Source organism: Sulfolobales archaeon (assembly GCA_038897115.1).
Taxonomy (GTDB): domain Archaea; phylum Thermoproteota; class Thermoprotei_A; order Sulfolobales; family AG1; genus AG1.
This window is the reverse complement of the sequence record JAWAXC010000021.1, coordinates 1-25,917: the sequence shown is the minus strand read 5'-3', so window position 1 is coordinate 25,917 and position 25,917 is coordinate 1. Positions and strand designations below refer to the sequence as shown.

Annotated in this window: 27 protein-coding genes; 9 read left to right on the top strand and 18 right to left on the bottom strand. The window is 45.2% G+C overall.

The annotated features are described in order from the left end of the window. Window positions 1–349: MFS transporter (locus QXE01_04335; GenBank protein ID MEM4970463.1), on the top strand; the 349-nt coding region annotated here is incomplete at its 5' end. Window positions 350–446: 97 nt separating this feature from the next. On the opposite strand, the gene QXE01_04330 is transcribed toward QXE01_04335, so the two are convergent. The 10 genes from QXE01_04330 to tcuA form a co-directional block, all read right to left on the bottom strand. After that, complete coding sequence (locus QXE01_04330) at window positions 447–719, bottom strand: hypothetical protein (GenBank protein ID MEM4970462.1); 273 nt, start codon at window positions 717–719, stop codon at window positions 447–449. A gap of 95 nt (window positions 720–814) precedes the next feature. After that, window positions 815–1,432 carry a mechanosensitive ion channel gene (locus QXE01_04325; GenBank protein ID MEM4970461.1) on the bottom strand — a complete coding sequence of 206 codons (618 nt, stop codon included), beginning with the start codon at window positions 1,430–1,432 and terminating at the stop codon, window positions 815–817. Window positions 1,433–1,613: 181 nt separating this feature from the next. Beyond that, window positions 1,614–2,330: a glycerophosphodiester phosphodiesterase gene (locus QXE01_04320; GenBank protein MEM4970460.1), complete on the bottom strand. Its 717-nt coding sequence runs from the start codon at window positions 2,328–2,330 to the stop codon at window positions 1,614–1,616. Window positions 2,331–2,357: 27 nt separating this feature from the next. Beyond that, entirely contained in the window at window positions 2,358–3,437 is a 1,080-nt protein-coding gene (locus QXE01_04315; GenBank protein MEM4970459.1) for an ABC transporter ATP-binding protein, read from the bottom strand. Window positions 3,438–3,439: 2 nt separating this feature from the next. Then, window positions 3,440–4,276 (bottom strand): carbohydrate ABC transporter permease, encoded by an 837-nt coding sequence (locus tag QXE01_04310; protein ID MEM4970458.1) that lies wholly within the window; start codon window positions 4,274–4,276, stop codon window positions 3,440–3,442. A 10-nt stretch (window positions 4,277–4,286) separates the two neighbouring features. Further along, window positions 4,287–5,189, bottom strand: coding sequence for a sugar ABC transporter permease (locus QXE01_04305; protein ID MEM4970457.1), 903 nt, complete (start codon window positions 5,187–5,189; stop codon window positions 4,287–4,289). 13 nt (window positions 5,190–5,202) lie between these two features. Beyond that, window positions 5,203–5,835, bottom strand: coding sequence for a hypothetical protein (locus tag QXE01_04300; protein MEM4970456.1), 633 nt, complete (start codon window positions 5,833–5,835; stop codon window positions 5,203–5,205). A gap of 119 nt (window positions 5,836–5,954) precedes the next feature. Next, window positions 5,955–6,683: an extracellular solute-binding protein gene (locus QXE01_04295; protein MEM4970455.1), complete on the bottom strand. Its 729-nt coding sequence runs from the start codon at window positions 6,681–6,683 to the stop codon at window positions 5,955–5,957. Between the two features lie 632 nt (window positions 6,684–7,315). After that, complete coding sequence (gene tcuB / locus QXE01_04290) at window positions 7,316–8,428, bottom strand: tricarballylate utilization 4Fe-4S protein TcuB (protein MEM4970454.1); 1,113 nt, start codon at window positions 8,426–8,428, stop codon at window positions 7,316–7,318. Window positions 8,429–8,431: 3 nt separating this feature from the next. Further along, a complete protein-coding gene (gene tcuA, locus QXE01_04285) occupies window positions 8,432–9,820 on the bottom strand; it encodes an FAD-dependent tricarballylate dehydrogenase TcuA (protein ID MEM4970453.1) in 1,389 nt (462 codons plus the stop codon). Window positions 9,821–9,922: 102 nt separating this feature from the next. Between tcuA and QXE01_04280 the strand changes: the two genes are divergently transcribed. Together QXE01_04280 and QXE01_04275 are read left to right on the top strand one after the other, a co-directional pair. Further along, entirely contained in the window at window positions 9,923–10,630 is a 708-nt protein-coding gene (locus QXE01_04280; GenBank protein ID MEM4970452.1) for a diphthine--ammonia ligase, read from the top strand. Window positions 10,631–10,880: 250 nt separating this feature from the next. After that, complete coding sequence (locus QXE01_04275; GenBank protein ID MEM4970451.1) at window positions 10,881–11,885, top strand: cation diffusion facilitator family transporter; 1,005 nt, start codon at window positions 10,881–10,883, stop codon at window positions 11,883–11,885. Between the two features lie 15 nt (window positions 11,886–11,900). On the opposite strand, the gene QXE01_04270 is transcribed toward QXE01_04275, so the two are convergent. From QXE01_04270 to QXE01_04260, 3 genes are all read right to left on the bottom strand, one after another. Further along, complete coding sequence (locus QXE01_04270; protein ID MEM4970450.1) at window positions 11,901–12,050, bottom strand: hypothetical protein; 150 nt, start codon at window positions 12,048–12,050, stop codon at window positions 11,901–11,903. 199 nt (window positions 12,051–12,249) lie between these two features. Further along, on the bottom strand, window positions 12,250–12,957 hold the full coding sequence (locus tag QXE01_04265) for a transposase (protein MEM4970449.1): 708 nt from the start codon (window positions 12,955–12,957) through the stop codon (window positions 12,250–12,252). A gap of 20 nt (window positions 12,958–12,977) precedes the next feature. After that, a complete protein-coding gene (locus tag QXE01_04260; GenBank protein ID MEM4970448.1) occupies window positions 12,978–13,526 on the bottom strand; it encodes a hypothetical protein in 549 nt (182 codons plus the stop codon). 586 nt (window positions 13,527–14,112) lie between these two features. On the opposite strand from QXE01_04260, the gene QXE01_04255 reads away from it, so the two are divergent. Continuing rightward, window positions 14,113–15,873, top strand: coding sequence for a thiamine pyrophosphate-binding protein (locus tag QXE01_04255; GenBank protein ID MEM4970447.1), 1,761 nt, complete (start codon window positions 14,113–14,115; stop codon window positions 15,871–15,873). After that, window positions 15,833–16,840: a 5-dehydro-2-deoxygluconokinase gene (gene iolC / locus QXE01_04250; GenBank protein MEM4970446.1), complete on the top strand. Its 1,008-nt coding sequence runs from the start codon at window positions 15,833–15,835 to the stop codon at window positions 16,838–16,840. Before QXE01_04255 ends, iolC begins: the two co-directional genes overlap by 41 nt. A 91-nt stretch (window positions 16,841–16,931) precedes the next feature. Here iolC and QXE01_04245 read toward each other — a convergent pair whose 3' ends face one another. The 5 genes from QXE01_04245 to QXE01_04225 all read right to left on the bottom strand — a co-directional run bounded on the left by QXE01_04245 (window position 16,932) and on the right by QXE01_04225 (window position 21,785). Then, entirely contained in the window at window positions 16,932–17,690 is a 759-nt protein-coding gene (locus tag QXE01_04245) for an ATP-binding cassette domain-containing protein (GenBank protein MEM4970445.1), read from the bottom strand. A 17-nt stretch (window positions 17,691–17,707) separates the two neighbouring features. Continuing rightward, on the bottom strand, window positions 17,708–18,643 hold the full coding sequence (locus QXE01_04240; GenBank protein MEM4970444.1) for an ABC transporter permease: 936 nt from the start codon (window positions 18,641–18,643) through the stop codon (window positions 17,708–17,710). A gap of 36 nt (window positions 18,644–18,679) precedes the next feature. Then, on the bottom strand, window positions 18,680–19,792 hold the full coding sequence (locus tag QXE01_04235; GenBank protein ID MEM4970443.1) for a sugar ABC transporter substrate-binding protein: 1,113 nt from the start codon (window positions 19,790–19,792) through the stop codon (window positions 18,680–18,682). Between the two features lie 171 nt (window positions 19,793–19,963). Further along, window positions 19,964–20,695 carry a 5-deoxy-glucuronate isomerase gene (locus tag QXE01_04230; GenBank protein MEM4970442.1) on the bottom strand — a complete coding sequence of 244 codons (732 nt, stop codon included), beginning with the start codon at window positions 20,693–20,695 and terminating at the stop codon, window positions 19,964–19,966. Between the two features lie 82 nt (window positions 20,696–20,777). Further along, the gene (locus tag QXE01_04225; protein ID MEM4970441.1) at window positions 20,778–21,785 is read right to left on the bottom strand and encodes a Gfo/Idh/MocA family oxidoreductase; all 1,008 of its coding nucleotides are present in this window, start codon (window positions 21,783–21,785) and stop codon (window positions 20,778–20,780) included. A gap of 81 nt (window positions 21,786–21,866) precedes the next feature. Here QXE01_04225 and QXE01_04220 point away from each other — a divergent pair, with 81 nt between their 5' ends. From QXE01_04220 to QXE01_04205, 4 genes are all read left to right on the top strand, one after another. Next, on the top strand, window positions 21,867–22,634 hold the full coding sequence (locus QXE01_04220; GenBank protein ID MEM4970440.1) for a sugar phosphate isomerase/epimerase: 768 nt from the start codon (window positions 21,867–21,869) through the stop codon (window positions 22,632–22,634). A 1,269-nt stretch (window positions 22,635–23,903) separates the two neighbouring features. Beyond that, window positions 23,904–24,329 (top strand): hypothetical protein, encoded by a 426-nt coding sequence (locus QXE01_04215; GenBank protein MEM4970439.1) that lies wholly within the window; start codon window positions 23,904–23,906, stop codon window positions 24,327–24,329. 99 nt (window positions 24,330–24,428) lie between these two features. After that, window positions 24,429–25,223, top strand: a complete 795-nt coding sequence (locus tag QXE01_04210) for a transposase (protein ID MEM4970438.1) — start codon at window positions 24,429–24,431, stop codon at window positions 25,221–25,223. Between the two features lie 28 nt (window positions 25,224–25,251). Next, window positions 25,252–25,605, top strand: a complete 354-nt coding sequence (locus QXE01_04205) for a hypothetical protein (protein ID MEM4970437.1) — start codon at window positions 25,252–25,254, stop codon at window positions 25,603–25,605. The last annotated feature ends 312 nt before the right edge of the window (window positions 25,606–25,917 follow it).

Here is a 25,917-nt window from a genome sequence, read left to right as displayed (position 1 = left end):
AGGAATCCTCCTCACAGCATCAATGAGCATTCTAGGTATAAACCTATCAGACTGGGCTAGATATGTATCAGCAATACTCAACGGCATAGCCCTCGCAATGATCCTGGTATCGTCATCGGAAATAGCCGTGGACGTCCCAGCACCCGCGAGGGGAACTAGCTCCGCTATATATAGCTCAATGCTCCTACTAGGGGTAGCAATTGGATCACCACTCGCAGGGTATCTAACAGAGAGGGTCTCCATATCTCTAGAAGGATCCACAGTATACGCTTCATTCTTAACCCCAGCGATATTGGCGATAGCACTCACAGTATCACTAGTGGCATATAGACCGAGAGAGAAGATCTAAACACATCTAATCTATATCCTAGAATAAGCATCACCTAGAAAGGGTTTTAAGCATAGAGCTTCGCCCTAATCCGTAGAGCCGTTCTTTAGTGAAAAAGCTAGTAGTTCTTCTCTCCACACTCCTCTAAATAGCTCTGGATACATTGATAGAGACTCTCTAGCTTATCCAGCCTATCCCTCAACTCCCAAAGGATCTCTAGGCATCCAAGCCTATTCCTAGCCATATACCTAGCAATCGATGCTATATAAGCCCTACCTTCTGATGTAAGCCCACCCCTCCTATCTATATAGCCAGGGGTTTGCGAGATCCTCTTAAGATCCTCCATAACCTTCTTATATAGATCACAAAGATCTTTACCACCCGTGATCATCCCTCAACACCTAAGATATACTAAGAAGAGTCCGTAATAGATTTATAGCAGAGGATTCAGCATATCTATTAAATACTATCCATAGATCGATATATCTAGGCTTTTGCAGATTCGTATCTCTTAATAATATATATTTTAGATCCTATTGCCATGTTATTAGGTATAAGCACAGTTGTACCATCACCCTTCTGAACTATTATGAAGAGAGATGTTATATCCTCAACCCTCCCCGTTTCCCCAGCAATTGTAACCTCATCCCCTATCCTGACAGGCCTGGCGATTAATATAAATAGCCCTGCAACAGCCTGTCCAAGGATCTGCTGTGAGGCAAAGCCAACAACAATCCCTATAAAGCCTCCGAGGGCGACCCCTGCAGCACCACCCGCAACCCCGCCTGCTATCCCTGCTAGGAGAGCCCCTACACCAATTAGCTGGATTATACTCCTCACAGCCGCAGCCTGTGGATGATCATATCTAGCCCTCATAGACCAGTATATCGTGTTAGCAACAGATCTAACAATCATATAGCCGAAGAAGAGGGCGAAACCCACGTTTATATAGCTTGCATAGGCGGAGATATCAAAACCATATCTCATTAAAAAGGGTATTAAAAAACCGTTGAAGATCGCTGACACAACTATGTAGAGAACTACCCACGCTATCAAAATAGCTAGGGATCTTCTAAAACTGCTACCAAAAGATTCTCTATCCATATAGACCCCTTAGAAAATGTTATATATGGAGGATATATTTTTCACGTAGCTCGGTGTTCTATAGAATTATATTCGGATAGGGATTTGCAATCTGACTGAAGGGTTTTTACTCCCCATGGCAAGGCCTCCATCCCATCTTAGGATCGGCATGTGCCGCAACATGTTTAGCCATCTCACACCCTCAAACACTCCTTCTGAACTTCCTAGCTATTTTTAGGGCATCCACTAGGTTATCTGTAACTATTGCATCCACCCCTAGGGCTGCCATACGCTCTATATCGCTGGGATCGTTTACAGTCCAGGTGGAGATTCTAATCCCCCTTTTAACGGCTTCTCTATGTGCCTGTGGATCGTAGCAGCTATAGTGATCATTAAGTACATGGGCCCCCATAGATATAGCCCTCCTCAATGTCTCGTGCCAGTCGCACAGCTCGAAAGAAGGCGCCATAACCAACGCGAGTTTCTTTCCAAGTATCTCAACCGCTCTCGGAACTCCAGCTAGGACTACCCGATCATCAATGGATTTCTCACTAATCAGCCTCTCAAGAGCGTATATAGAGCCTTCGTCCTTTATATCCAACATAAACAGTGTATCTCCTGGCAGGGCTTCAACTATCTCTTCCACAAAATCTATCCCCAGGATCCTTATCTCTCTATCTCTAACACTTCTAACAGGCCTACCATGTATATCTGGATCATGGATAGCGACCAAGCTACCATCAGCAGATACCCTAACATCTATCTCCATCATATCGGCTCCCAATTCCTTCGCTGCTAAGAAAGACGCGATAGTGTTCTCTCTATATTTAGCTGGATATCCTCTGTGGGCTATGATCAGGGGCCTTCTCCGGAAGATCCTCCTTATCCTGGCCTCAAGCTCCCCATGGTTCGCCCCCACTTCCCATATCCCCCCTAAGATGATCTTTCATATCAGTATTTCTCCTCCCCTGCTATACAGGTGGATCTTTTCGAGATTGAACCTCACCCATACCCTCGCACCTACAGAGGCACCGTCTGGAGGAGATATAGCCCTTATAACTCCTCCACCGGGGATCTCTATGTGGAGAACCGCCTCTCTACCTTGATATTCAACCCCGAAGACCCTGCCATCTATATGCCCACCGCTGGCAACCACCTCCACATCCTCCGGTCTTATGAATAGCACTGCCTCTCTATTCCGAGCAGCGATAGACCTGAGAGTTCTTCCAAGGCCCTCGCCGACCTCTATCCTGGCACCCCCTATTACCAAGTTGCCCTCCGAGTCTATCGTAACATCGAGCAGGTTTGCGGGAGGGTTGCCTATGAAGGATGCTACGAAGATGTTCTTGGGATTTCTATATATGTTCTCAGGTGTATCGTATTGCTGCAGGACCCCAGCATTCATCACAGCTATTCTATCGGCTAGGCTCATAGCCTCCGCCTGATCGTGTGTTACATATATGGTAGTAATCCCCAGTCTTCTTTGTAGATTCTTAAGCTCAGCTCTAATCTCAACCCTTGTCTTAGCATCTAGATTACTTAGGGGCTCATCCATTAGGAATACCCTTGGCTCTTTAACTATTGCCCTCGCCAATGCTACCCTCTGCTGCTGCCCCCCAGAAAGCTGGGATGGCTTTCTATCGAGAAGCTCTCTGATCCTCAGCATCTCTGCTACCTCTAGAACCCTCCTCCTGATCTCGCCTGTAGGTAGCTTCTTTATCTTCAGGGGGAAAGCTATATTATCATATACACTCATGTGGGGGTAGAGGGCATAGCTTTGGAAGACCATGCCAACATTTCTATCCCTCGGATCCACCTCATTCATAAGCACACCATCAAAGTATATGTTACCCCTCGTAGGCCTATATATCCCGGCTATCATGTAGAGGGTTGTTGTCTTCCCACAACCGCTGGGGCCTAGGAGAACCACGAACTCCTTATCCCTGATACTCAGGCTCAGATCCCTTACAGCATAAACATTCCTCCCAAAGATCTTTGTAACCCCCTCTAATATGATCTCAACCATATCTATCCCCTCACCCCTCCCAGGGATACCCTCAAGAGATACTTCTGGGTGAATATGAAAAACAGGAGGACAGGGATGAAGTAGTATAGAGATAATGCAGCTATCAAGTTGAGATTTACACTCCCCATCTCCCCTATAAGCCCCCTTATAACCATTGATAATGTCCAGCTTGTGTTGCTAAAGATAAGGGTATATATGAGGAGGAACTCTCCCCAGCCTGATATGAATTCCAGCACAGCAAGAGCAGCGATCCCAGGCCTTATAAGGGGCATCATAATTCTCAGCCACGTCCTCAGCCTCCCCGCCCCGTCCACTATACTCGCGATCTCTATATCCCATGGCACGCCATCGTAGAACCCCTTCATCACCCAGACCCCTAGGGGGAGGTCCAGCACGGCCTTAGCCATCGTCACTCCTAGGAGGCTGTTTATCATCCCCATAGATCTTAGAAGGAAATAGAGCCCAATTAGTAGAATAATAACTGGTATACCGTGTAGAGCTAGGATCAAGCCTAGCATGAAACCCCTACCAGGAACACTATACCTAGACAAGACATAACCAGCCATCGATGATAGGAGCACTACTATACCTGAAACGCTGAGAGCCAGGATCAAGGTGTTGAGTGTGACTACATATATATCTGGGTAGATGCTGGAATACCTAGCCTCTGTGAACAGCTTACCAGTTATGAGGAAGGCGAAGTTGTCGAGGGTGAAGCCCTCTAGGGATGTAGGGCTCTTGCTAAAGGCAAGTAGGATCAGCAGGGCGAAGGGGGCCATCCCTATAGCAGCTATAGCTATTGCGACAAGGTTTACAACAATTCCATGGGGTCTAGCCATCCTACCCACCCTATAGCTCTATCTTTGGCTGGGATATCATCTCCCTTATCCTGAACGCTCTCCAATATAGTGCTGTGAGGATAGCTGCGGAGGCCACGAGGAATGCCGTCATAGCAGCTGCGTAGCCATATTGGGAGGAGAGAGCATACTGGGCAAACGCTCTGTGAAACGCTGCTAGGGCCCACACCTCCGTGGTATAGTATCCAGGACCCCCATCTAGTGTGAGCAATATATACTCGAAAGAGGTTATCAGCGAGAGCGTCTGATAGGCTGTGACAAACATTATATGCCCTCTGATCATGGGAATAACTATCCTCAGAATTATAGTCAGCGTAGACGCCCCATCAACCCTCGCAGCAACTATGTAGTCCTGAGGGATCGATTTTATCGCCGACGTAAAGATCAGCATCCCGAGGCTACATCCAACGAGCCCATTGACTATGAAGAGGAAGATCCATGGATAACCAGTTGTCCAGGGGATAGGTTCTATCCCCAGGTTTCTCAGAAAAGAGTTGAGAACACCGCTATCCAGTGGGGAGAAGATCCACAGCATGATGAAGGCAAAAACAACAGATGGCGTTACCCTCGGGAGTAGATATACCGCTCTCACTAGATAGCCTATAGGCTCTGCCACGTGTGTGGATAGCAGTGCTAAGAAGAGACCTACACCCACGTTAAACACGAGTGTCCCTACCACGAATATCGCCGTATTCACCACGAAGATCCAGATATTAGGATCTATCAATATCTTTCTATAGTTCTCCAAACCCACATACTCCCATCTAAACCTGTGATCCAAGCCTGTGAACGAGATAATAAGGGTCAAAATAGCGGGGACTAGGATAAATAGGATCACAACAGCTGTGGGCACACCTAGAAATCCCAGCAGGAAAAAAACCCTGCTAAGCCTCAAAAGGCTTCCCCCATCAGCTGCCCTTTATAACCACATCCTCGCCCAGCTGGGACTCCAGAATTCTTCTGAGACTATCCACAGCCTGGCCGGTATCCAGCGCTCCACCCTCTATACCTCTTATAACATCGAATATCGCCTGCTGATATATACCCCACTTGGGGTGGTTGGGCTGGTAGCGCGCATATTTAACCATATAGCCGGTCTCAGCCAAGAATCTATCCTTAGTATACTCTGGATGTGATAGCTCGGAATATCTTATAGCTAGATGGGCGCTGCTAACTGCATGACGGGCATTTAGATAGCTATCTGTTGCAAGCGTTATTATGAGGAATGCCAGCTCCGGGTTTTTAGAGGTGCTGGAAATCATATATACTAGGGGCTGGGAGAGCGTTACAGGCTTACCGCCCCTATGGCCAGGTGGATATAGAGCGTATCCAAAGTATCTCCAGAAATCCTCCTCTTTGAGCCCGAAGGATCCTACCCACTGCCCCTTATGCCAGGTGCCGCCGAACCAGAATAACACCTTTCCAGCAACGACCGTGGGATGGACATCCCTGTTAAAGTCAAGCCCTATTAGCTTGTCGGATATCACTTTACCCTGCTTCATAGAAGCTCTGTAGAACCAGTCGAAGACCTTCTCCCACACCTTGAGATCCGCTACCAGTTTGTTGCTTTGAGTATCATAGAGGGTTCCACCATATGCTAGATATGGTATGGGCCAGTCAGGGCCGGCATTGGGTCTATGCCAAATCCCGTATCCAGGCTCTACAACCCCCTTTCTAACGGCTTCAGAGCTGTCTCCAGCATATCGTCGAATGTGAATTCCCCTTTTAAAACCCTGTTAGGCAGATCCTCTATCTGATCATTACTCCAACCCAGCCTAGCGAGAAGATCCTTTCTATAGTATATAGGCCTTGCCTCCGTATCCTGGGGAATCCCATAGATCTTACCCCTATATCTCACAGCATCCCATAGACCCTCTATTATATCGTTATAACCCCAATCCCAATAGACCTTTACAAGATCATCTAGAGGGATTATCCACCCCGCCTCCGAAAAGGCTGCAACGGCGAAGTGCGACTCCATAAAAATATCAGGTGCTGTTTTAGAGTCTAGTGCTAGCTGTAGCTTCCTTCTATAATCAGGCCACTGGGCTGTTGAATACTCACCCTCAAGCTTGATCTCTCCTGAGACACCGCTTACACCCAAGATCTTTGTGATTCTCTTGGAAGCCTCCACGAGATTCTCATGCCTATATATAGACTCCCTCTCAGGACCCTGAGTCCACGCAGAGACACTCCTAGAGGTTGGAGGAGCTGCACCGGGCGTCTGCTGGGGCTCCCTCTGAGTAACAGTTGTAGCAAACGTAGCGGTTCTCGTAACAGGCGCGGCGGGAGCCTCAGAGGGTCTTAGAAGGTAGCCCCCTGCTATCCCTATAAGAAGCCCTCCAACACTTGCGCCTATAAGTTTTAGTGTGTCTCTCCTACTCGCCATATTCACACCTTCGTGAACCACCTAAAGCGTTCCCCGTTCTAAATCCTATAATCGGTGTTGCCACATAAATAGCTATCCATGGTATTGGGGTCGTAGATACTATAGATCCCATCCTCAAGATAGATATAAAACAAGGGGGTATATATAGATGAATATGGAATAGAGTGGCTATATACCTTAATATAATATAAATATATAAATATAATATAGTGCTGCTCCAGGCTAGATAATAATACATGGTAACCCGGCTACATATTGAAGCATATTAAGAACACTATGTGAAGGGTATTGATACTCACATCTCAAAATATAGCTGGCTTTCTCCTGCCATTAGAAGTGGGGATTCAATTGCAACGGATCTTCTTATATCAAGACCTTTTATATTTGTTACCGCCTTGTTATTGGATCTATCCATTGGCTCGGTAGAATCAACGTCCCAAAGTTGGTTGATATGCTAGGGATTTAGATCCTCGTGCTGAGCTTTAAGCAGCTCATGACCCATTCATCTCCATGCTAGATGAGTTGCTTTGGGGCGTGCCCCCATACCGGATCATGAGATAGGAATGAAATATAGGGGCGAGTGGTAGAGGCCATAGCTATAACTGAGAGACTTTACTCCTTAGGAGGAGGGGTCATCTGTTTCTCCGCATCCCTTGGTATGGGCTTTGATTATTGTATTTCGCTAGTGAGAGGGTTCTATATAGCATGTGGATTATCTTGCTATATGGTGCAATTATGAATAGGGCTATTACGAAGCCCATGTGGGTTGTTAATATAAATCCCATATATATCGTATCTCTAAGGATCATTACTAGGAGCCCTGTTAACGCTATCAGATCTAAGAGGACTAACATGAATACATCCAGCCTAAGCATGTTTCTATCTATAATCTCTTTATTGCTTCTTGACTTGAGATATAGAAGTCCCGTGGATCCCATTATTATGAGAAACCCTCCAGCTGTGCCCAGCACTACTGGTGGAGTCGTCAAGCCATAAGGGGGGAGTATCCCCAGGAGCTCTTGATATATAGCTGCGGATATCGTTGATAGTATTGCTAGCATAAATCCTGTGAATATGGAGAGGTGGAGGTATAGCCTTATATAGCCGGGTTTATCGCCTGGATAGCTGCATCCAGTACCCCCGCCTCTGAAGTATCTATGGGATACCGCATCCCATACCCCAGCTATAAGGGGTTTTATAAGATGCTTTGATCCCGTACTCCCTATGGATCTCCAATATCTATAGGAGCTGATACTGAGCACAGCTATTATATATGCTAGGAGTGCCATGCCCCCGATCATGATTGCATCATATGGTATGATCCTATAGAAGGATCCGGGGCCTCTGTGCCCCTCCAATAGCCTTGAGGGATCTCCCACCAGGATCACATATAGATATACCAGGGCCATGCTGATCAGCGTGACTATTAGGCCACTTAGAAGGGGTCTGGTGAAGAATATCCTTGACACCTGCTCGGGGAATGTGTATCTCTTATAGCTCTCAAGCCTTATAGAGCTTAGGAGAAGGGGTATGTTGATTGAGAAGGGGTTTGGAGATACATATGGGCATGAGTAGAAGCAATCCCTGCAGTCGTGGCATAGATTTGCAACATAGTCTATATATCCCCTATCATAGCTCCAAAGCCTTCTCTCAATAGCTGGGAAGACTGCGCAGAATCCCTCGCAATATCTACATGCGTTGCAAATGATAAACTGTCTTGACGCCTCCCTATATAGATCCTCCATTTCCTATACCTCCGCAGCACCCTCACCAGAGATCCAGCCGAAGACGCTTCCTATTGTGAGGCCTAAACCACCTAGATAGCCCCTCGAAAGTATATTGCCCATCATTATCTCACCAGCTGCAAATACATTCCTGTAGAACCCCCCACCCCTCATAGCAACCCTACCTCTTCTATCTACCCTCACACCGAGGTATGTGAATGTTATCCCAGGCCTTAGGGGGTATGCGTAGAACGGCGGGCTATCTATCTTCAAAGCCCAGTGGCTCTTAGGGGGTATGAGGCCTCTTGTGCTGCATTCATCAAGCTCTCCGGGATCGAATCTCTTGCACACAACACTAGAGTTATACTCAGAGATAGTCCTCTCCAGAGCAAGAGGATCTACACCTATTTTCCTCCCCAGCTCCCCTATCGACCCCGCCTCGATGGGGGGATATGCTGGGGGTATGAATAGGCCTAGAACCTTTGAATCGAATATCGAATATGCTATCTGGCCAGGCTGCTCAGCTATAAGCCTACCCCATATAGCATATCTCTTGGGCCATAGATCCTCTCCCTCGTCATAGAACCTCTTCCCATATATATTCACAACTATTCCAAATGGTATGGAATCAACCCTAGTAACTATCCCACCATCATATCTAGGCGATCTAGCGTCTACAGCTACAGCATGCATGCCCCTGGGATCCCCTGTTTCTTGGGCACCCCTCTCAATAAGGATCCTGAGGAGCTTTCCATCATTATATCTAGATCCTCTGATGATGAAGTTCTCAGCAGCATCGCCCCAATATCTCTTCAGCCACTCTATATTAGCCTCGAAGCCCCCTGAGGCTGCTATGAAAGCCCTACCCCTTATCGAGACCACACCCCCTGGTGTCGATATTAAGGCCTCTTCGAATGTGTCTCCAGATATCCTTAGATCCTCGACGCTTGAGTTATAGAGTATATCCACGCCAAGCTCCTCGGCACTTCTATAATATGCATTTAGAAGCCCCCTACCACCGCCTAGGAAGAACGCGTTTGTCCTAGAGAGATGTAGGGCTCCCCTATATGCTCTCTGGAGCCTCACCCCATGCTTAACCATGAAACCCGGTATATCATGGGATCTCTCTATAACAAGCCTAGCAAGGTCTAGATCTGTTTCACCGCCGGTCACAGATAACAGGTCTCTGAGGAACTCCTCCTCAGTATATGGGCCCGTGGTATATCCATCAGCCCTATCATGGGCATACCTTATATCCCTCGTATACTTCGTATTACCACCTCTATCCACAGGGCCTCCCCTCTCCACAAGCAGAACCCTTAAGCCCTCCTCAGCAGATTTTATAGCAGCGCAGAGCCCAGCATTACCCCCACCAGCAACTATAACATCGTACTCCCTTCTCAGTGGAGCCATATATGCTCTAGATTCTTATGAAAACCCCCTTTTAAATCTTTCCAACCATTTCATCGATATTAACTAGATATTAGCTCTAAACACCTATAGATCAGGGGTTTCATGGCTATAGCAGCTGTCTCTTGGAGCGGTGGGAAGGATTCTTATCTCGCGATGCATATAGCCTATGAGAAGGGCTATAGACCTCTCTACGCTATCCACATGTTTGTAGAGAATAGAATATCCTATCACGGCCCCCCATGGCTTCTAATGTCCCAGATAGCATCCCTAGGGATCACAGGGGTTTTTGCTAGAACCACCTGGGAAGAGTATGAGAGGGATTTCAAAGAGATCCTCAGAAGGCTGAGGGATCTAGGGGTTGAGAAGATGATATTCGGGGACATCTATATAGAGGCACATAGGCAGTGGGTTGAGAGGGTATGTAGAGACGTGGGCTTAGAGGCTGTAGAGCCCCTCTGGGGATCTAATAGCTATAGCGTTGTCAGGAAAGCCCTAGATATGGGTGTGAAGGCACTGATAATAAGGGCCTATGATAGAGAGCCCCTATCGAAATATGTGGGGAGGATCCTCGATTTAGATGCTATAGAGGATTTCGAGAAAAACGGCATAGACCCAGCTGGGGAGAATGGTGAGTACCACACAGTAGTTATAGATGCTCCCCTCTATAGATATAGACTAGAGATCCTCGATGGCTTGTTTGAGAATGTAGAGGGGAGATTTGGGGATAGGATATATAGATATAGGGTTTTCATACCAACGAAATATAGATTTATGCCCAAGAAGCTAGAAATCTCCAGAGATCGTGGCTAAGTTATTAAAGGATCGCTCCCATCAATGGGATCAACGTATTAGAAAAGATCAAATGTGGAAAACGATATAGATGTTTTACTTCACCTCCCAAGCACCTTAAAAACTCTGTAGCATTAATGGATATCTATTAAATTGCTTTCACAGCTATATCATTATTTTTAGATCTTCGTAAAAAATTTTTAGGCTTTGAGGTATATAATATAGAGGGCTTCAATTCCACCTAATATAATCTGTGGCGGGGTGATCCTGATTGCACGTCAAGATCCTCAGGAGCTCTGGCTACGCGATGAGGGCTGCCCTCATAGCCTCTATAGTATCGCTGGTATTCGCATTTGGAGAGCTCCTAGCTATGTATATGCTTGGATATTCCAGCATAGTTATGGCGGATATGATCCATAGTTTTCTAGACGCTGTTATGAGCCTCACAGCTGCACTCTCAATATATATAGCTGTTAGGGGTAGGAGATCCCCTAGATTCCCATGGGGCCTCTATAAGGCTGAGAGCCTCGCCTCCCTCTTCATAGCCTTTATAACCCTTTTCTTCATAGCCGAGACACTATACTATGGAATTATAGAGCCTGTTAGAACACCTATATATGCTATACCAATGCTCATCCTAGGCTTTGTAGCATCGTATAGCATGTATAGATATGAATCCATGTGGGCCCGCAGATCCATGTCCTCCTCCCTCATCTCAGATGCGATGCACGCTAGATCTGATGCCTATCTAACACTCTCAGCACTAGCAGGTGTTGCTATAGAGCAGATCACAAGCAATGTGATCCCACAGATAGCTGTTCTAACCCTGATAGCTGGCTATGTTGTTAAAGACTCTATACATATAGCTAAGGAATCCGTCCTATCGCTTCTAGACGCAACACCGCCAAGAGAGAGGGTAGAGGATCTGGTGAGGCTGGCTAGAACGTACTCAGGCCTCGAAGTATCGAAGGCAATGCTGAAGAGAGCGGGATCATTCATCACAGGAGTCATAGTCCTCGAGGCAGAGCCAAGCCTAACAATAGGAGAGGCACAGAGGATAGCAAATAGAGTGAGGAAAAAGATATACCGAGCGAGACTAGATGTGGTAAATCTCATAATAGTTATAAAGCCTAGAGAACAGATAAAAATGCATACCATAAATACAGAGATCATGAAAGATAAAGATGCGATAATAGCTAGAAACCCTTTACAACTGAAAGCCTTACCCATTAGGACAGGGATGACCAAGTCTTATAATTATGAGAAGAAAGAATAGAAATTTTCCACCATACTAGTAAACTAGTAATGTCTCTAGCCTTTTCTCAATGAACTTTGTATCATTCCATCTAGCCGATCTTGTAGCAACTAGTAATCCAAGAGATACTGCAGCAGGGCACCCCATGACCATCTCTATAAATCCATCAAACATGCTTCCAACCATAGCTCAATATCCAAAGATAACAGTAGCTCCACTAATAGCTATAATCCTTGTTCTACTAGCCTATGTTTTTCAATATAGAACTGTCACGGATATGAAATAAGGGCTATTGGCTCTAATAAGAGAGCCTCAAGAATATACGGCATAAATGTTAGCAAATGGGAGCTGACCTCCTCCCTGCCCTGAAGGGCGAGGGTTCCCCTTAGAGCGGGGAGGTTTGGGCTACATCCCCCTTTTTGGGGTTTAGCCCTGGGCCGGGTCTCCGGCCCATTACCCCTACCCCGCATAGTGCGGGGCTCGGGGTTCTTGCTTTCCCCTTCGCTAGGATATTAAATGCTCCTACGAGGTCTGCGTTGAATACGATGTTATGCTTGTAGCATTTGAATAGTCCTCTCGATATTCTCTCGTGATTCTCTATAGTTCTACATATCGGGCATGTTCTTGATGTATCCTTCTCATCGACATGCTCGATCTCTATACCATATTCCTCTGCAACCTCTCTCAATCTTCTCAATAGATATCCATAGCTCCATATATGGACGATCTCGAAGTTAATCTTAGAACCCTTATTAGGTTCTTGAGAAGCGTATTTCGGATGACCAACATATATCCTTTTAACACCGCTGTGGTATAGCAATTCCAAGGTGTTCCTCACAGCCCAGTCAATGTAGCTCTTTACCTGCCTCCTCCACTTTCTATACATCCTCCTAAGCCTCCTAGAAGATCTCAAACCATATCTATTCAGAGTACTCTGATAGCTAGAGATCTTCTCCCTCCAGTAGAAGCTAATAGCCTTCAAAGGCCTTCCATTAACCAATAAAGCAGATCCATCATCAACATATACAGCCAATAGGTTGTTAACACCTATATCTATGCCAGCCTCTTTATCTCCAAGGGGCTTTAGAGGCACTCTAAAGCTACTACCCTTGACTATTTTCTTCTCAACCTCATATGATACGTATATATACCATTCTTATCATCGGCATCGTAGTGTATCTCAGCCCTACCCTGCCTACCAGCTATATGTATCTTCCCAGAGTATCTAACCCTTATAGATCCTATAGCTCCCAAGCCATTGATAACTATGTACTCACCATCAATCCTATATTGATCATTTCTGAGGACTGTCCATAGTGTTCTCCTCTCACCCCTCTTCCTATATCCAGGTGGATTAACCCTTGTTATAAATGGTGGTAGCCTACCCTCCTTCTTAGCCTTCAAAGACGAGAAGAAGCCTCTCCAAGCCTCATCATTCTTATTCAAAACCTGCTGTGTTGTTGCAGACCCAACCAGCTTCTTATATCTTTCGTAGAACTCCTTATATGTAGTCTTTAGATCTACTTTTTTGGTTTCGAAGAACATTCTCCTCCTAGCATAGTTAACCTCGTTCCAGAGCTTCGAAGATATATCACATAGTATCCTCAGCCTAGCCTCTGCCTCCTCATCTGGTAGCAATCTCAGCATCACAGCTCTGATCAAGATACCACGCCCGGGCCCCAGCGGGCATAGAGATAGGGAGGCGAGCTATATGGTGATCGCTAGGGGTTAGCCCGCTGAGGCCCCAAGGAATTATGAAACAAAAGCTTATAAGCATTAGCAGCATCCCCGCCCTGAAGAGGCGAGGCTTTCAGTTGTAAGCGAAACATGGTATTGATGAGGCGAAGATGGTTATAAAAGTTTCTCTAATAGAGGTTCGATCTATTCTTAAAGCCTTCAACATAAGGATTATGGTTACTAAAAGGGGGTTTTCCGTTAATACGTGTTTACCCTTCATTAGTTTTAGCGTTAGATTTGCTGGTGCTATATATTTGTTATTTCTATATATTTTATCCATTATTTCATTGTCTCTCCAGTATATAGAACTTATAGGCTTAAAATTAATAGATTATTTAATGATCCCAGGCTTCTGAGATCCGTAGGCAAACCATAATAAGGAACTTAAGAAGAACGTGATGACCTAGATATAGATACGAAAGCCTTGAATATCGTTTTCAGCAAATGTTATAGCTATACTGGTCTGAAATATATTTTATTTATGTGTAATTATTAGTGGGGTAATTATATCATGCCTATATATGCTGGGGCTGATATTGTTGCTCAGCTAGCTAAAAGGGCTGGGATTAGATATGTCTTTGGGATTCCTGGCCATGGTAATGTGAATATCTTTGACGCTTTCAAAGACCTATATCCGGATGTTGAGGTTATAGCTGTTAAGCATGAGCAGTGGGGTGGCCATATGGCTGATGGTTATTTCAGGGCTAATAGGAGGATCCCTGCTATTGTTACTACATCTGTAGGGCCTGGGGCTACGAATCTTGCTACGGCTCTTGCCACAGCTTATGTTGATTCATCTGCCTTCATCGCTATTACTGGGCAGATCCAGACGTATCTATTTGGTATGGGGATTTTCCAGGAGATTGAGAGGAAGAACTGGGTTGACTATGTGAATGCTATGAACCACCTGGTTAAGAGATCATGGCTTGTGACTAGTGTTAGGCAGCTGCAGAGGGTCTTTCTAAATGCTTTGAAGGAGGCTCTTAGCGGTAGGCCTGGACCCGTCCTAATAGATCTTCCTATGGATGTGCAGGTTGAGGAGATAGATATAGAGCTTGAGGATCCCTCTAAATATCTGCCCACGGGGAGGGTATATCCGGACCCCATTGCTATTAAAAGGGCTGCGGAGCTTCTCCTCAAGGCCGAGAGGCCATTGATCCTAATAGGGGGCGGTGTTGTGATGTCAGGAGCAACCGAGGAGCTTGTAAAGGTTGCTGAGTTCTTAGGATCGCCGGTTATATGCTCCTTCAGAGGCGATGCTAAGGGAGGCTTTCCAGAGGATCACGAGCTCTACGCCTTCCACCCAGGGAACATAGGTAGCCTTGTTGGGAACGAACTCGCTAAGGAGGCCGATGTCATACTAGCTGTTGGCGTGACGTTCAGCGATGAGACCACGAGCTCCTATGTGAGGGGTGTGACATTCAATATACCCCCCACCAAGCTTATACACATAGATATAGATCCCCATGAGATCGGTAAGAACTACCCAGTCGAGGTTGGGATTGTAGGGGATGCAAAGGCTTCTCTAGAGATGCTCTATAGAGCATTGGTAGAGCTTGGTGTTAAAAAGGATTGGAGATCTTCACAGTGGTATAGAAGGTTTAGAGAGCTTAAGGAGAGATGGCTCTCAGAGATAGAGGAGCTGAGATCCAAAGCCCCCATGGGTATACCAAACATGGTTAAGATCCTAAGGGAGGAGCTTCCCAAGGACACAATCATAACCCTCTCAGCTGGGCTGCCCCAGGAGATATTCTCGCAACAGTGGATAGCCTACTACCCAGGTACATTCATAAGCTCTGGGGGCTTCTCAACGATGGGCTTCGCCCTCCCAGCGGCGATAGGTGCTAAGCTGGCTAGGCCTGAGAGAAGGGTTGTTGCAATAGAGGGGGATGGATCCTTCCTTATGAATAATATGGAGCTTGCAACGGCTAGGCAGTATGAGATCCCAATCATGGTTGTTGTCCTCAACAACTACGGCTGGATCTCAATCAGAGATCTCCAGATAAGGAGCTTCAAAGAAAGGGTATTCACAACAGAGTTTAGAGATAGAAGGGGCAGGCTATATACAGTGGATTTCGAGAAGATAGCAAAGGCATATGGCGTTGAATATATCAGGGCAACAAGCGTTGAAGAGGTTAGACAGGGTATTAGAAAGCTTCTAAACCTAGACACCCCATCGGTGCTAGAGATCCCTGTTGAGACTAGATATCCATACAGCGGTACAAAGGCATATGGCTACTGGGATATACCTTCTAAGCATATGCGTAGATAGGGTGTGGGCTGTGTATGATGTGATAACGATTGGAAGAGCCGGGATCGATCTATACTCTCTAGACTTCTACGAACCCCTCGAAGAGGCAAGGAGATTCGCCCGATATGTTGGTGGAAGCGCTGCAAACATAGCTGCAGGAGCAGCCAAGCTCGGCCTCTCATCAGCAATAATAACAAGGGTTAGCGATGATGAGCTAGGCGAGTTTATAATAAGGCAGCTATCGAGAATGGGTGTAGATACAAGGTATATCAAAAAAGATCCTGAGGGGAAGTCAGGGATAGTCTTTGCAGAGATAATCCCTGGGAAGGACGGTAGATTTATATTCTATAGAGAGAAGGCCAGCGACCTCCTCATCAGAGTAGAGGATATACCAGAAGAAGCTATAAAAGGGACAAAAACCCTGGTGATAACAGGTACAGGGCTTAGCGCGGAACCCTCTAGATCAGCTAATTTCCACGCCCTAGAACTTGCTAAGAGATATGGTGTGAAAACCGTGGTTAACCTCGATTGGAGGCCAACACTCTGGAAACATGTGTCTCAGGAGGAGAGGCTATCCCTCTATAGAAAAGCTATTAAAATGGCTGATATAGTGATTGGAAACAGATCTGAGTATATGGCGGCAACAGGGAGAGATAACTTGGAAGAGGCTATTAATGAGGCTAGAAGCATAAATAGCAAGGCCCTCCTAGTGGTAACGCTAGGAGATGAAGGCTCGATGGCGATTATAGAGGGTGGGGAGAGAGTTAAAGCCCCACCCTATATAGTTAAACATCTAAAGGGTCTAGGTGCTGGCGATGGATTCATAGCTGGCTTCCTCTACGGATTGATCAAAGGTTGGAGCCTATATAGATCCCTGAGATTTGGCAATGCGGTTGGAGCAATAGTTGTTACTAGACACTCATGCTCCGAAGCAATGCCAACATATGATGAAGCTATGATGTTTATAGAAGCCCACGGAGGCTTTTAGACATACTTCGCAGCCGAAGCCCTGTTTCTGGAGAAAAAAGACCGTTATTTATAGGAGAAAATCTATTCTAGGGTTCCATATAGCTTTTTATTTATATATTAAGACCTCGATCTCTTACAAGGCTTTTAATTCCATACCCCACGATCTGCTCGATCTCTTCAGGCGTTACCCTATCTTTTGGCACATCGAGAACCTTGGATCCTCTCTCAAGAACCACAATCCTATCTGCTATTGAATAGACGTGATATATGTTATGTGAGATGACTATCGAGCTTATACCTCTATCCTTTAAACCCCTAATCATGTTAAGAACATTAGCTGTTTCCCTAACGGATAGAGCCGATGTTGGCTCATCGAATATGATGAGCTTAGCCCCGAAATACATTGCCCTCGCTATAGCTATCGCCTGTCTCTCTCCCCCGCTTAGCTTTGAGATCTCCGTATCTGGATCCTTATCCGTGATCCCCACAGCCCTTAAGATCTCCCTAGAGATCTTCTTCATCCTCCCCTTATCTAAAAACTTCAGCGGCCAGAAACCCCTTTTAATCTCCCTTCCTAGAAATATATTCCTATATATATTCATATAGCTTACAAGCGCCATATCCTGATACACCATCTCTATCCCAGCCATCCTAGCTTCTATGGGGGATTTGAAGGAGACCTTCCTACCTTCGAAATATATATTGCCTGAGTCTGGTTTATAATAGCCTATTATGATCTTTGCTAGTGTTGATTTCCCAGCTCCGTTATCGCCTACCAAGCCTATGATCTCTCCTCTAGATATGCTAAGATCTATGTTCTTGAGAGCCTCAACCCTTCCAAATCTCTTAGATATATTCTCTAATACCAATAAATAATCCCCCTTGCTCATTGTAGAACCCTCCTGAGATTTATGATCCCAACTATAATTAGGAGTACACCTATAAATCCGATATACCAATAGGCTGGTGCACCAGCAAATATAAGCCCAACCCTTATCAGCCCTACCAGGATTGCCCCTAATGAGGCGCCTACTATAGATCCGACCCCTCCTGCTAGAGAGGTTCCTCCGAGAACGGATGCTGCGATTGCCTCCAGCTCTAAACCTTGGCCAGCTGTTGGCTCAACAATTCTGAATCTTGCTAGAGCAACCTGGCCTGCTATTGCTGCGCAGATCGAGCTAAGCATGAATGATACTATCCTCACACGATTCGCCCTAACCCCCACAGCCCTCGCAACATCTAGAGCCCCGCCCACAGCCTGTGCCTGGTTTCCAAAGGCTGTTGATGTGAGTATGAGATGGAAAACAGCTATAAGGCCTATGAACCATAGGCTGCTAATACTTAGATCCCCAGCTATCTTATAGGTGAAAACCATAGCTTCCCCAGGCATCCTCTCAAATCCAACAGGGAATCCGCCTGTTATCGCTAAGAGTATTCCTCTGAGGAACCACATCATCCCGAGAGTGGTTATGAAGGAAGGTATCCTCCCATAGACAGTTATAAGACCATTCACAAGCCCTACTGCTATGGCGAAGAGCATTGCTGCTAAAAAGCCTATGGAGTATCCAAGGCCCATGTTTGTTATATAAGCAGCTATAATTCCTGAGAAGGCATATACAGCCCCAACAGAGAGATCGAACTGACCAGCTATCATTAGGAAGGAGACACCAACAGCTATTATCCCTAGCTCGGTGGCTATGTTTAGAATGCTATAGAAAGCCTCTCCTGAGATGAACCTCGGATTTATATAGCTGAATACAGCTGTCATAGCAAAGATCGAAATCAATACATAGAGCTCTCTAAACCTTATGGAAAACCTCATAGGAGATCCCCAAAAAACTGTCGAGAAGAAATACCTTTACGCGCCACCAGTCTCCCTTATCTGCTTCCTCACAAGATCTAGAAGCGATTTATCAATTATCGTCGGGCCTGTTGGGATCTGTGCAGGTGGCTTTATACCGAATTTCAGATATAGATACATATAGACAACTGGTAGGAAGCCCTGGGCAAAGGGCTGTTGAGAGACCGCGGCAATCACAACACCATCAGATATCCCGGCTAATATCTTATCATCTAGATCCACGGTTGATACAAAGAGCTTGCCAACCATATTGAGATCCCTCACAAGCTGCATAGCTGGATGAGCGCCTAGAGGACCTAGGGTGAAGATAACCTCAATACCTCTCCTCGTGGTTACATATGATTTGAGGATCTCATATGCTTTAGTGGTATCTGTAGTTATATCTAGCTTCTCTGGAATTGGGAGGTTTGCCTCTTTAAAGGCATCCTGTATCCCCTTAGCCCTGAGCTCAAGCCCTATATGTCCAACCTCGTGTATACCTATAACAGCACCAGTAGGGGGTCTTCCAAAGTTCTTCTGGAACCACGAGATCGTGTATTTAGCTAGTTGATACCCGGCCTGATACTCATCCTGACCAACATAGCCTAGATAGGGTATTCTCTCCCCCTCAGGCCTGGGATCTGGTACATTGACGGCTATCACAGGGATCCCCTGAGCAATAGCCCTTCTAAGCGGATCATCAAGAGCCCTATAATCAGTAACTGTTATTATAATCCCATCAGGCTTAGCTGCTACAGCAGATTGCAAAGCATCTACAAGCCATTTAACCGAGAACTTCTCAGGACCTAGATACACCACCTTAACACCTAGCATATCACCAGCAAGCTGGGCACCCTTGATCACAGGAGCCCACCAAGGATCACCAGGACCTCCATGCGATATATAGTAAACCGTGTACACCTTAGCAGGAGTAGGGGTTGGAGCTGCAGCAGTAGCCGTTACTGTGACCATCTGGGGAGATGTAACTGTTCTATACTCAACGACTGTTCTCTGCTCAGTAACAACTTTAGCTGGGGCGCTTACGCTCCCTAGAGCATAACCGGCTCCGAGCCCTATAACTAGTGTTACTACAGCTATAGCGATCCATATAGTTGAAACCCTAGATACCATTATATATAACCTCCATAATAGGTAACGAAAGTGGGATATTTATACGTTATTGCTATTAATATTGATATACTATCAATTAAATTGTAATGGGTTATCTCTATTTTAAAAGGTGGAGTATTAATATATGGAAGTATGGAAGGAAGATGTGTTTGAAGTGATAAATAGATAGAGCTATCTAACCCTCAAGTGACTTCTACCCATATCTATATCCTTGAATGATGGATGTATAGTTACCGATAGGTCTCTCTTTCCTATAGGCGCTGCTATGATCCATAGATATCTACACCCTACTAGCGAGGTGCATACATTAGGGTGATAGCCCCTGGGTATTAATACAACATCGTAGTCCCTAACAACATAGGCTACTTCCCTCTCCTCATCCATCAAGACCTGGATGCCGAAGCCATCGCCCATTCCGAAGAATATATATGCCTCTGGTTTCTCATCATGCCTATGGGGTGGGTAGCTTGTCCAAGCTCCAGCCTCTCCCTCGACATAGCCTGCTATAAAACTATCACCGGGATCTTTCTCCCCTATAGTTACATAGACCCTCCTCCTATATGAATCCCTACCAACATCATACCATATGCTCTCAGAGAATCTCTTCACATAGAAGGGGTATTTGTTAACCGCTCTCGACTCAGCGATATATAGTATTGAGCCCTTATCAACATCTATCACAGCCTCGCTACCAACTGGGATATATGCGATATCTCTCTCACCCATCGAAACACCATTGACAATAGCACCTCCTCTCAGGCTGATTACTATCCTCTCAGCATCCTCCCTAGCCTCTAGCCTTAGCCGTGATTGCTCGTTCGCCTTGTAATTATATAGGGAGAACCAATGGTATCTAAATATATTCCAGAGCCTATTATAGATCTGAAGATCCTTAAATAACACGGGATCACCATGTATATAGGGTATCCACAAGATATATTTCTATATCCATATGCCTCTTATAGATCTATATCCTAGTAAGCATCTACCCAAGGATCTCGGCTAGGCTTACAACCCTCCCCTCCAAAGCAGATCTTTTAGCAGCCTCAGACAACACACAAGCTCTCAAACCATCTTCCTCATCAGGCGATGGCTTTTCATCCCTAGCAATGGCCTCTATAAAGCTCTCCATCTCCCTATAATATGCATCTGAGAATCTCTCTGCAAACCATGGTAGTCTAGGCATTCTAGATAGTCCCTGCCTTCCATAGAGATAAACCTGGGTCTCAGGGGTATTATCCATCTTCACAAGCCCCTCGGCACCGAGGATCTCTAGTCTTAGGTCGTGTCCATATGCTGAGCATCTAGTCACCTCTATATTTACTAGAGGGCCTCCACGATATTCTATGTTGATGATAGCATTGTCATAGTCCTCTACATTGAAGTACAACGTGGCTCCAAAGGCTACTAGCCTTTCTGGTGGATAGCCTAGGAGCCAGCTTACGAGATCGAACTCATGGGTTACCATATCATCGAAGAGGGCTCCACGATATATCCTCCCCAACCCCACGCCAGGCTCTGGCATCGGGTCTCTTGCTATGAACTTAGCCAACAGGATCTTTCCGATCTGGCCACTTAATAGAACCCTCTTGACCTCCTGGTAGTTTTTATCAAACCTCCTCTGATACCCAATCTGGAGCTTAATACCCCTACTTCTAACGATTCTAACGATCTCTCTACACTCAGATAGACTAGGAGCCATTGGCTTCTCAACAAAGATATCAAGCCCATACTCACTTACAACCCTTATATTTTCTAGATGAGCCGTAAGTGGTGAGGCTATTACAGCAGCTCTAGCCTTCCCACTAACCGATTTAAGGGCCGTCTCTAACTCTGCATAATATGGCACTCCATAGGCCTCTCCGAGCTTTCTAGCCCTGTCTATATCTGGATCTACTATTGCTAGGAGCTCAGCCCTCTGGATCCTCCTTATATTACTCGCATGTATAGATCCCATCCTACCGGCTCCAACAACTACGACGCCTATCTTCAATTAGATCTCCATAAATCTACCCTATCCAAGGGATTATATCTTTTAAATCAATATCCTCAATATATATTCAGGGTGCCTTGAATGTCCATAGCAGGAAGGAGCTTCAAAATAGCTGTTGCAACAATAGCCTGGGGATCCCTTAAAAGGGTGGAAGAGTTCACCAGCATCGCGGAATATGTTAAGGGGCTGGGGATCCAGGGGTTGGGGATAGAGTATAGGATGCTTCCAAGAGAGCTTAAGGAGAGGCCTGAGACGCTGAAGAAGATACTAGAGGATCTTGGGCTGGAGAATGCTGGATCGTATTCAACTATTAAGAACCCACCCCTAGAATGGATCAAGAGATCTGGAACCAAGCTTCTATGGATAGTCAATAGGGAGAGGGATTGTAAGAAGGCTGATGATATGCTCATAGAATTCACAAAAAACATCAGCAGAGAAGGTGTAACTGTGGCTCTTCATAACCATCTTAGAACATGTTACGAAGATCTAGAGGATCTCTCGAGGGTGCTCACAAAATCCCAAGATCTAGGGATATGCCTAGACACAGCCCATGCCCGCGCAGCGGGGCTAGACATAGAAGCTCTCCTTAGAACCTACGGCGATAGGGTGGCTATGGTACATCTAAAAGATCTGAGAGAAGATATGCCGAAAAGCAGGGTTAGATTTAAAAGGGATTTTGTAAACATAGGCGAAGGGATCATAAACTTTAGAGAAGTGATTAAGCTCCTGAAAAGCTATGGATTTAACGGATATATAGTATTAGAGATAGAGGCTTTAAAAGGGGAAAAGCCTGAAGAGGCTGTTGCAAAGGGTATAGAAAGGGTTAAGAATATAATCCATAATCTCTAACTAGGATCCTACTAGGTCTGGGCGTTTCCCCTTTCATAATACTTCTAGCTATTTTTCTCTAGTTCTATTTCTTTGATTGGGGTTAGCCCTTGGTGTGGGATCGCTAGCTTCACCCACACCTCATGGGGCTCCGTCGAGGCCAACGCCACAGGGCTCCCATTTGATGATAGATACCTCAATCCAATCTATCTAGGATTAATCCAATGCTTAGTCTTGCTAGTCTAAGCTGTATCTTTATAACTTTTACCCTTCTACCCTCTCTCAAAGCAGTGAGGATCACAGAGGGGTATTATCCTTTGATGGGCGTTATACTTCTTATCTCTGGCTTATCTTTTCTCGCTCGTCCTTTCTTCCTCGTCTTTTTAAATGGTTTTGCCCTTCTAACAGCATCTCTATAGCGTCCCTTAATAACCCTTATGGAAAGCCATGGATATCTCTCTAAACCTGTTGTAGAAAATACTATGCAGAGTCTCTTGAGAAGCATTGTTTTAGAGTGTAGTCAAGCATCTCTCTGCAGGCTTCTTCAATCTCTAAGTACTTGCCTGTCAAACATATTGATCCAGCCCTCTAGAACAACTGTTCTCCTCAGCGTCTTCAGCTCCTTATCCAACGCTTCCAATAACTAGAAGTAATTAAAGATATATCTTATTTAAATTTATCATTAAATCTGAAACAGCCTTTCTCCAGTCCTAAAAGGGCGGTCTTTCAGTTGTAATGCTAACCCTGTAATAGTATCGCCTGAGATGTGGATTCAAAGGATAAAATCCTCCCTAGCATAAAGATCCTTTAAGTATTATGGGAGGCTAGCAAATCCATACCATAGATCTACCTTACATTTTATACATAGCCTAGCATATCTTGCTGCTACCATAGCTCCAGACTTTGCTAGTTTCTCCTCAATATTTTTGATCATAGCCTCTGCACCTATTTTCGCACCACATCTAATGCATCTAGCTATGGGTGATTCTGCTAAGATCCTATCTAGAACCCCTTTCCTATAGATCCACGATACTCTTACCGCTCTTTCTGGGCATATAGCTTTACATTCTTTACAACCTATACACTCATCAATTTTATAGATAAGCCTAGCTTTTAAATCATTCTCTATGATTTTGAGAGCTCCTATGGGCTGAGAATATTTTTATGTTTAAAAAATGTTTATATAGGTTGTTAGCCAAATAAATTATTGGTTAGGGATGTCTGAACCACTATTGAGGCCTAAGGAGGCTTGTAGAAGGCTTCAAAAAATGCTAGAGGTGGTTGGGAGGAGTGGCTAGGGTGGTGAGGACTGTTGCTGTTAGGAGTATTAGGCTGTCTAGGAGGGTGTTTAATGTTTTTATTGAGCTTGAGGGTATGTATCGCAACATGGTTGAGCAACTAACAATATATGCTGTTAGGAATGATATAACAAGCTTCACAAGGCTCAAAGCATTGAACTATAGTGAGATGAGAAATCTCTATCCAAATATACCGTCACACTATATATACACAGCGTGTCAAGATGCTAGCTCTAGGGCTAAGAGCTTTATCAAAAGAAAGAAGAAGGGCCATGCTAGAAGAGAATATCCAGAGATCAGGAGTGTCTCAATATGGCTCGACGATCATATTTGGAGGCTTAATAGCTTAACATCGATCAGGATAGCAACCCACAGAGGATGGGTGGAGATAGAGTTCGAGCCGCATAAGCAGTATTAGAGATATCTCAACCGTGGGTGGAGGCTTGTTTCAGAGGCAAGGATAAAGCTTGATAGAAAGAATAGATAGCTAGTAATATATCTAACATTTGTCAGGGATGTGGAGGCTTATAATCCGAGGGGATTCCTACCAATAGATGTTAATGAGAATAACATCACGATATTGCTTGATGCCATAGCATATCTATTCGAAACAGATCTGGGGAAGATGGTCCTGGGGTATTATTATCGTAGGAAGAGTGTTCAGAAGAGATACGATAAACCATATGCCGATATTAGGGTTAAGAAGAAGATTATGAGAAAGCTGAAGGAGAGGAAGAAGAAAGATGATACGAGGTGGAAGATTGCTAATATAGTTGTTAGAACAGCTTTTGAGAAGGGCTATGCTGTTGTCCTTGAGAGGCTTGGTAAGAAGCCTGCTGAGAAGATGATCTCGAGGATAAGGGATAAACAGCTTAGACACAGAATATTCCAAGCATCATTCAAAGGGGCTCAAAGAGCCATCGAGGAGAAGGCCAGAGAATACGGTGTCCCAATAGTCTATGAGGATCCGAGGAACACATCGAGGCAATGCCCGATCCACAATGCGGAGATAGTCTATGAAAATGGATCCAGAATCGGGGTATGCAGTGCTGGTGGGGAGAAGTGGCATAGAGATGTTGCATCTCTATGGAACCTCTATCTCAGAGCCCGCCCGGGTGATGGGAGCGCTGCTCCAAGCCCAGGCGGGCTAAACCTAGATGGGAGCCCAGTGCCGTTGGGCTCGACAGCCACTCATGAGCCCATAGGGATACCTAGATCCCTGTGGGCGAGGTGGAACTCCCTAGGCATGACCATGAACTATAAAATGATTGGAATGACACCTAGGGAGAAACGGTATACCATTCTGGCATAGCGCAGCCATACCGCTAATAGCACTGCTAATGGGTGTTGCTGGAGGATTAGCTATATACTCGATCATCAGACCCATGGATATGAGAATAACCCTATCCCTCGGGATCTCGCTATTCCTGCTAATAATAGCGTTCCTCACACATATACATCTATCGCTAATAGGCCCCATAGCATCGAGATATAGTGCGGAAACCGCAATAGAGAGCCTAGAATTCAAGGTGGCAATAATAGCAGCGCTGCTAGGCGGTATACTAGGCTTGCTAACATTCAAGATCAGATCCCGCTATATGTCGATAGCCGCTGCAATAGCATCTATAATAGCAATACTAGCGCTAAGGCTAGCAATACTGGGATCTGGGGCATGGGAGTATCCAATAATCTAGCCTTAAATATAAAGCGTTAGAATATAGAAAGTTTATATACTTTTTTATTCTAATAAAATTCCATAAAAAACATAGACAGAATATAATAGGGCTTTCTGACTTTCTCTATCATTGATAGGAAAGTCTCTTATTTATAGCGGTTCTCAGTTATTGTGAATAGCCATAGATTATAATAGCTTCTTAGGCTTTCTAGATATCCTCAGAAGTGCTACCGGAAACCTGTGGATCCTCTTTCTATGTGTTATAAACATAGCTGGGATCTCCATGTTATATACCCCTATCACCTCTGTTTCGAAGCCCTTTTCAGATGCT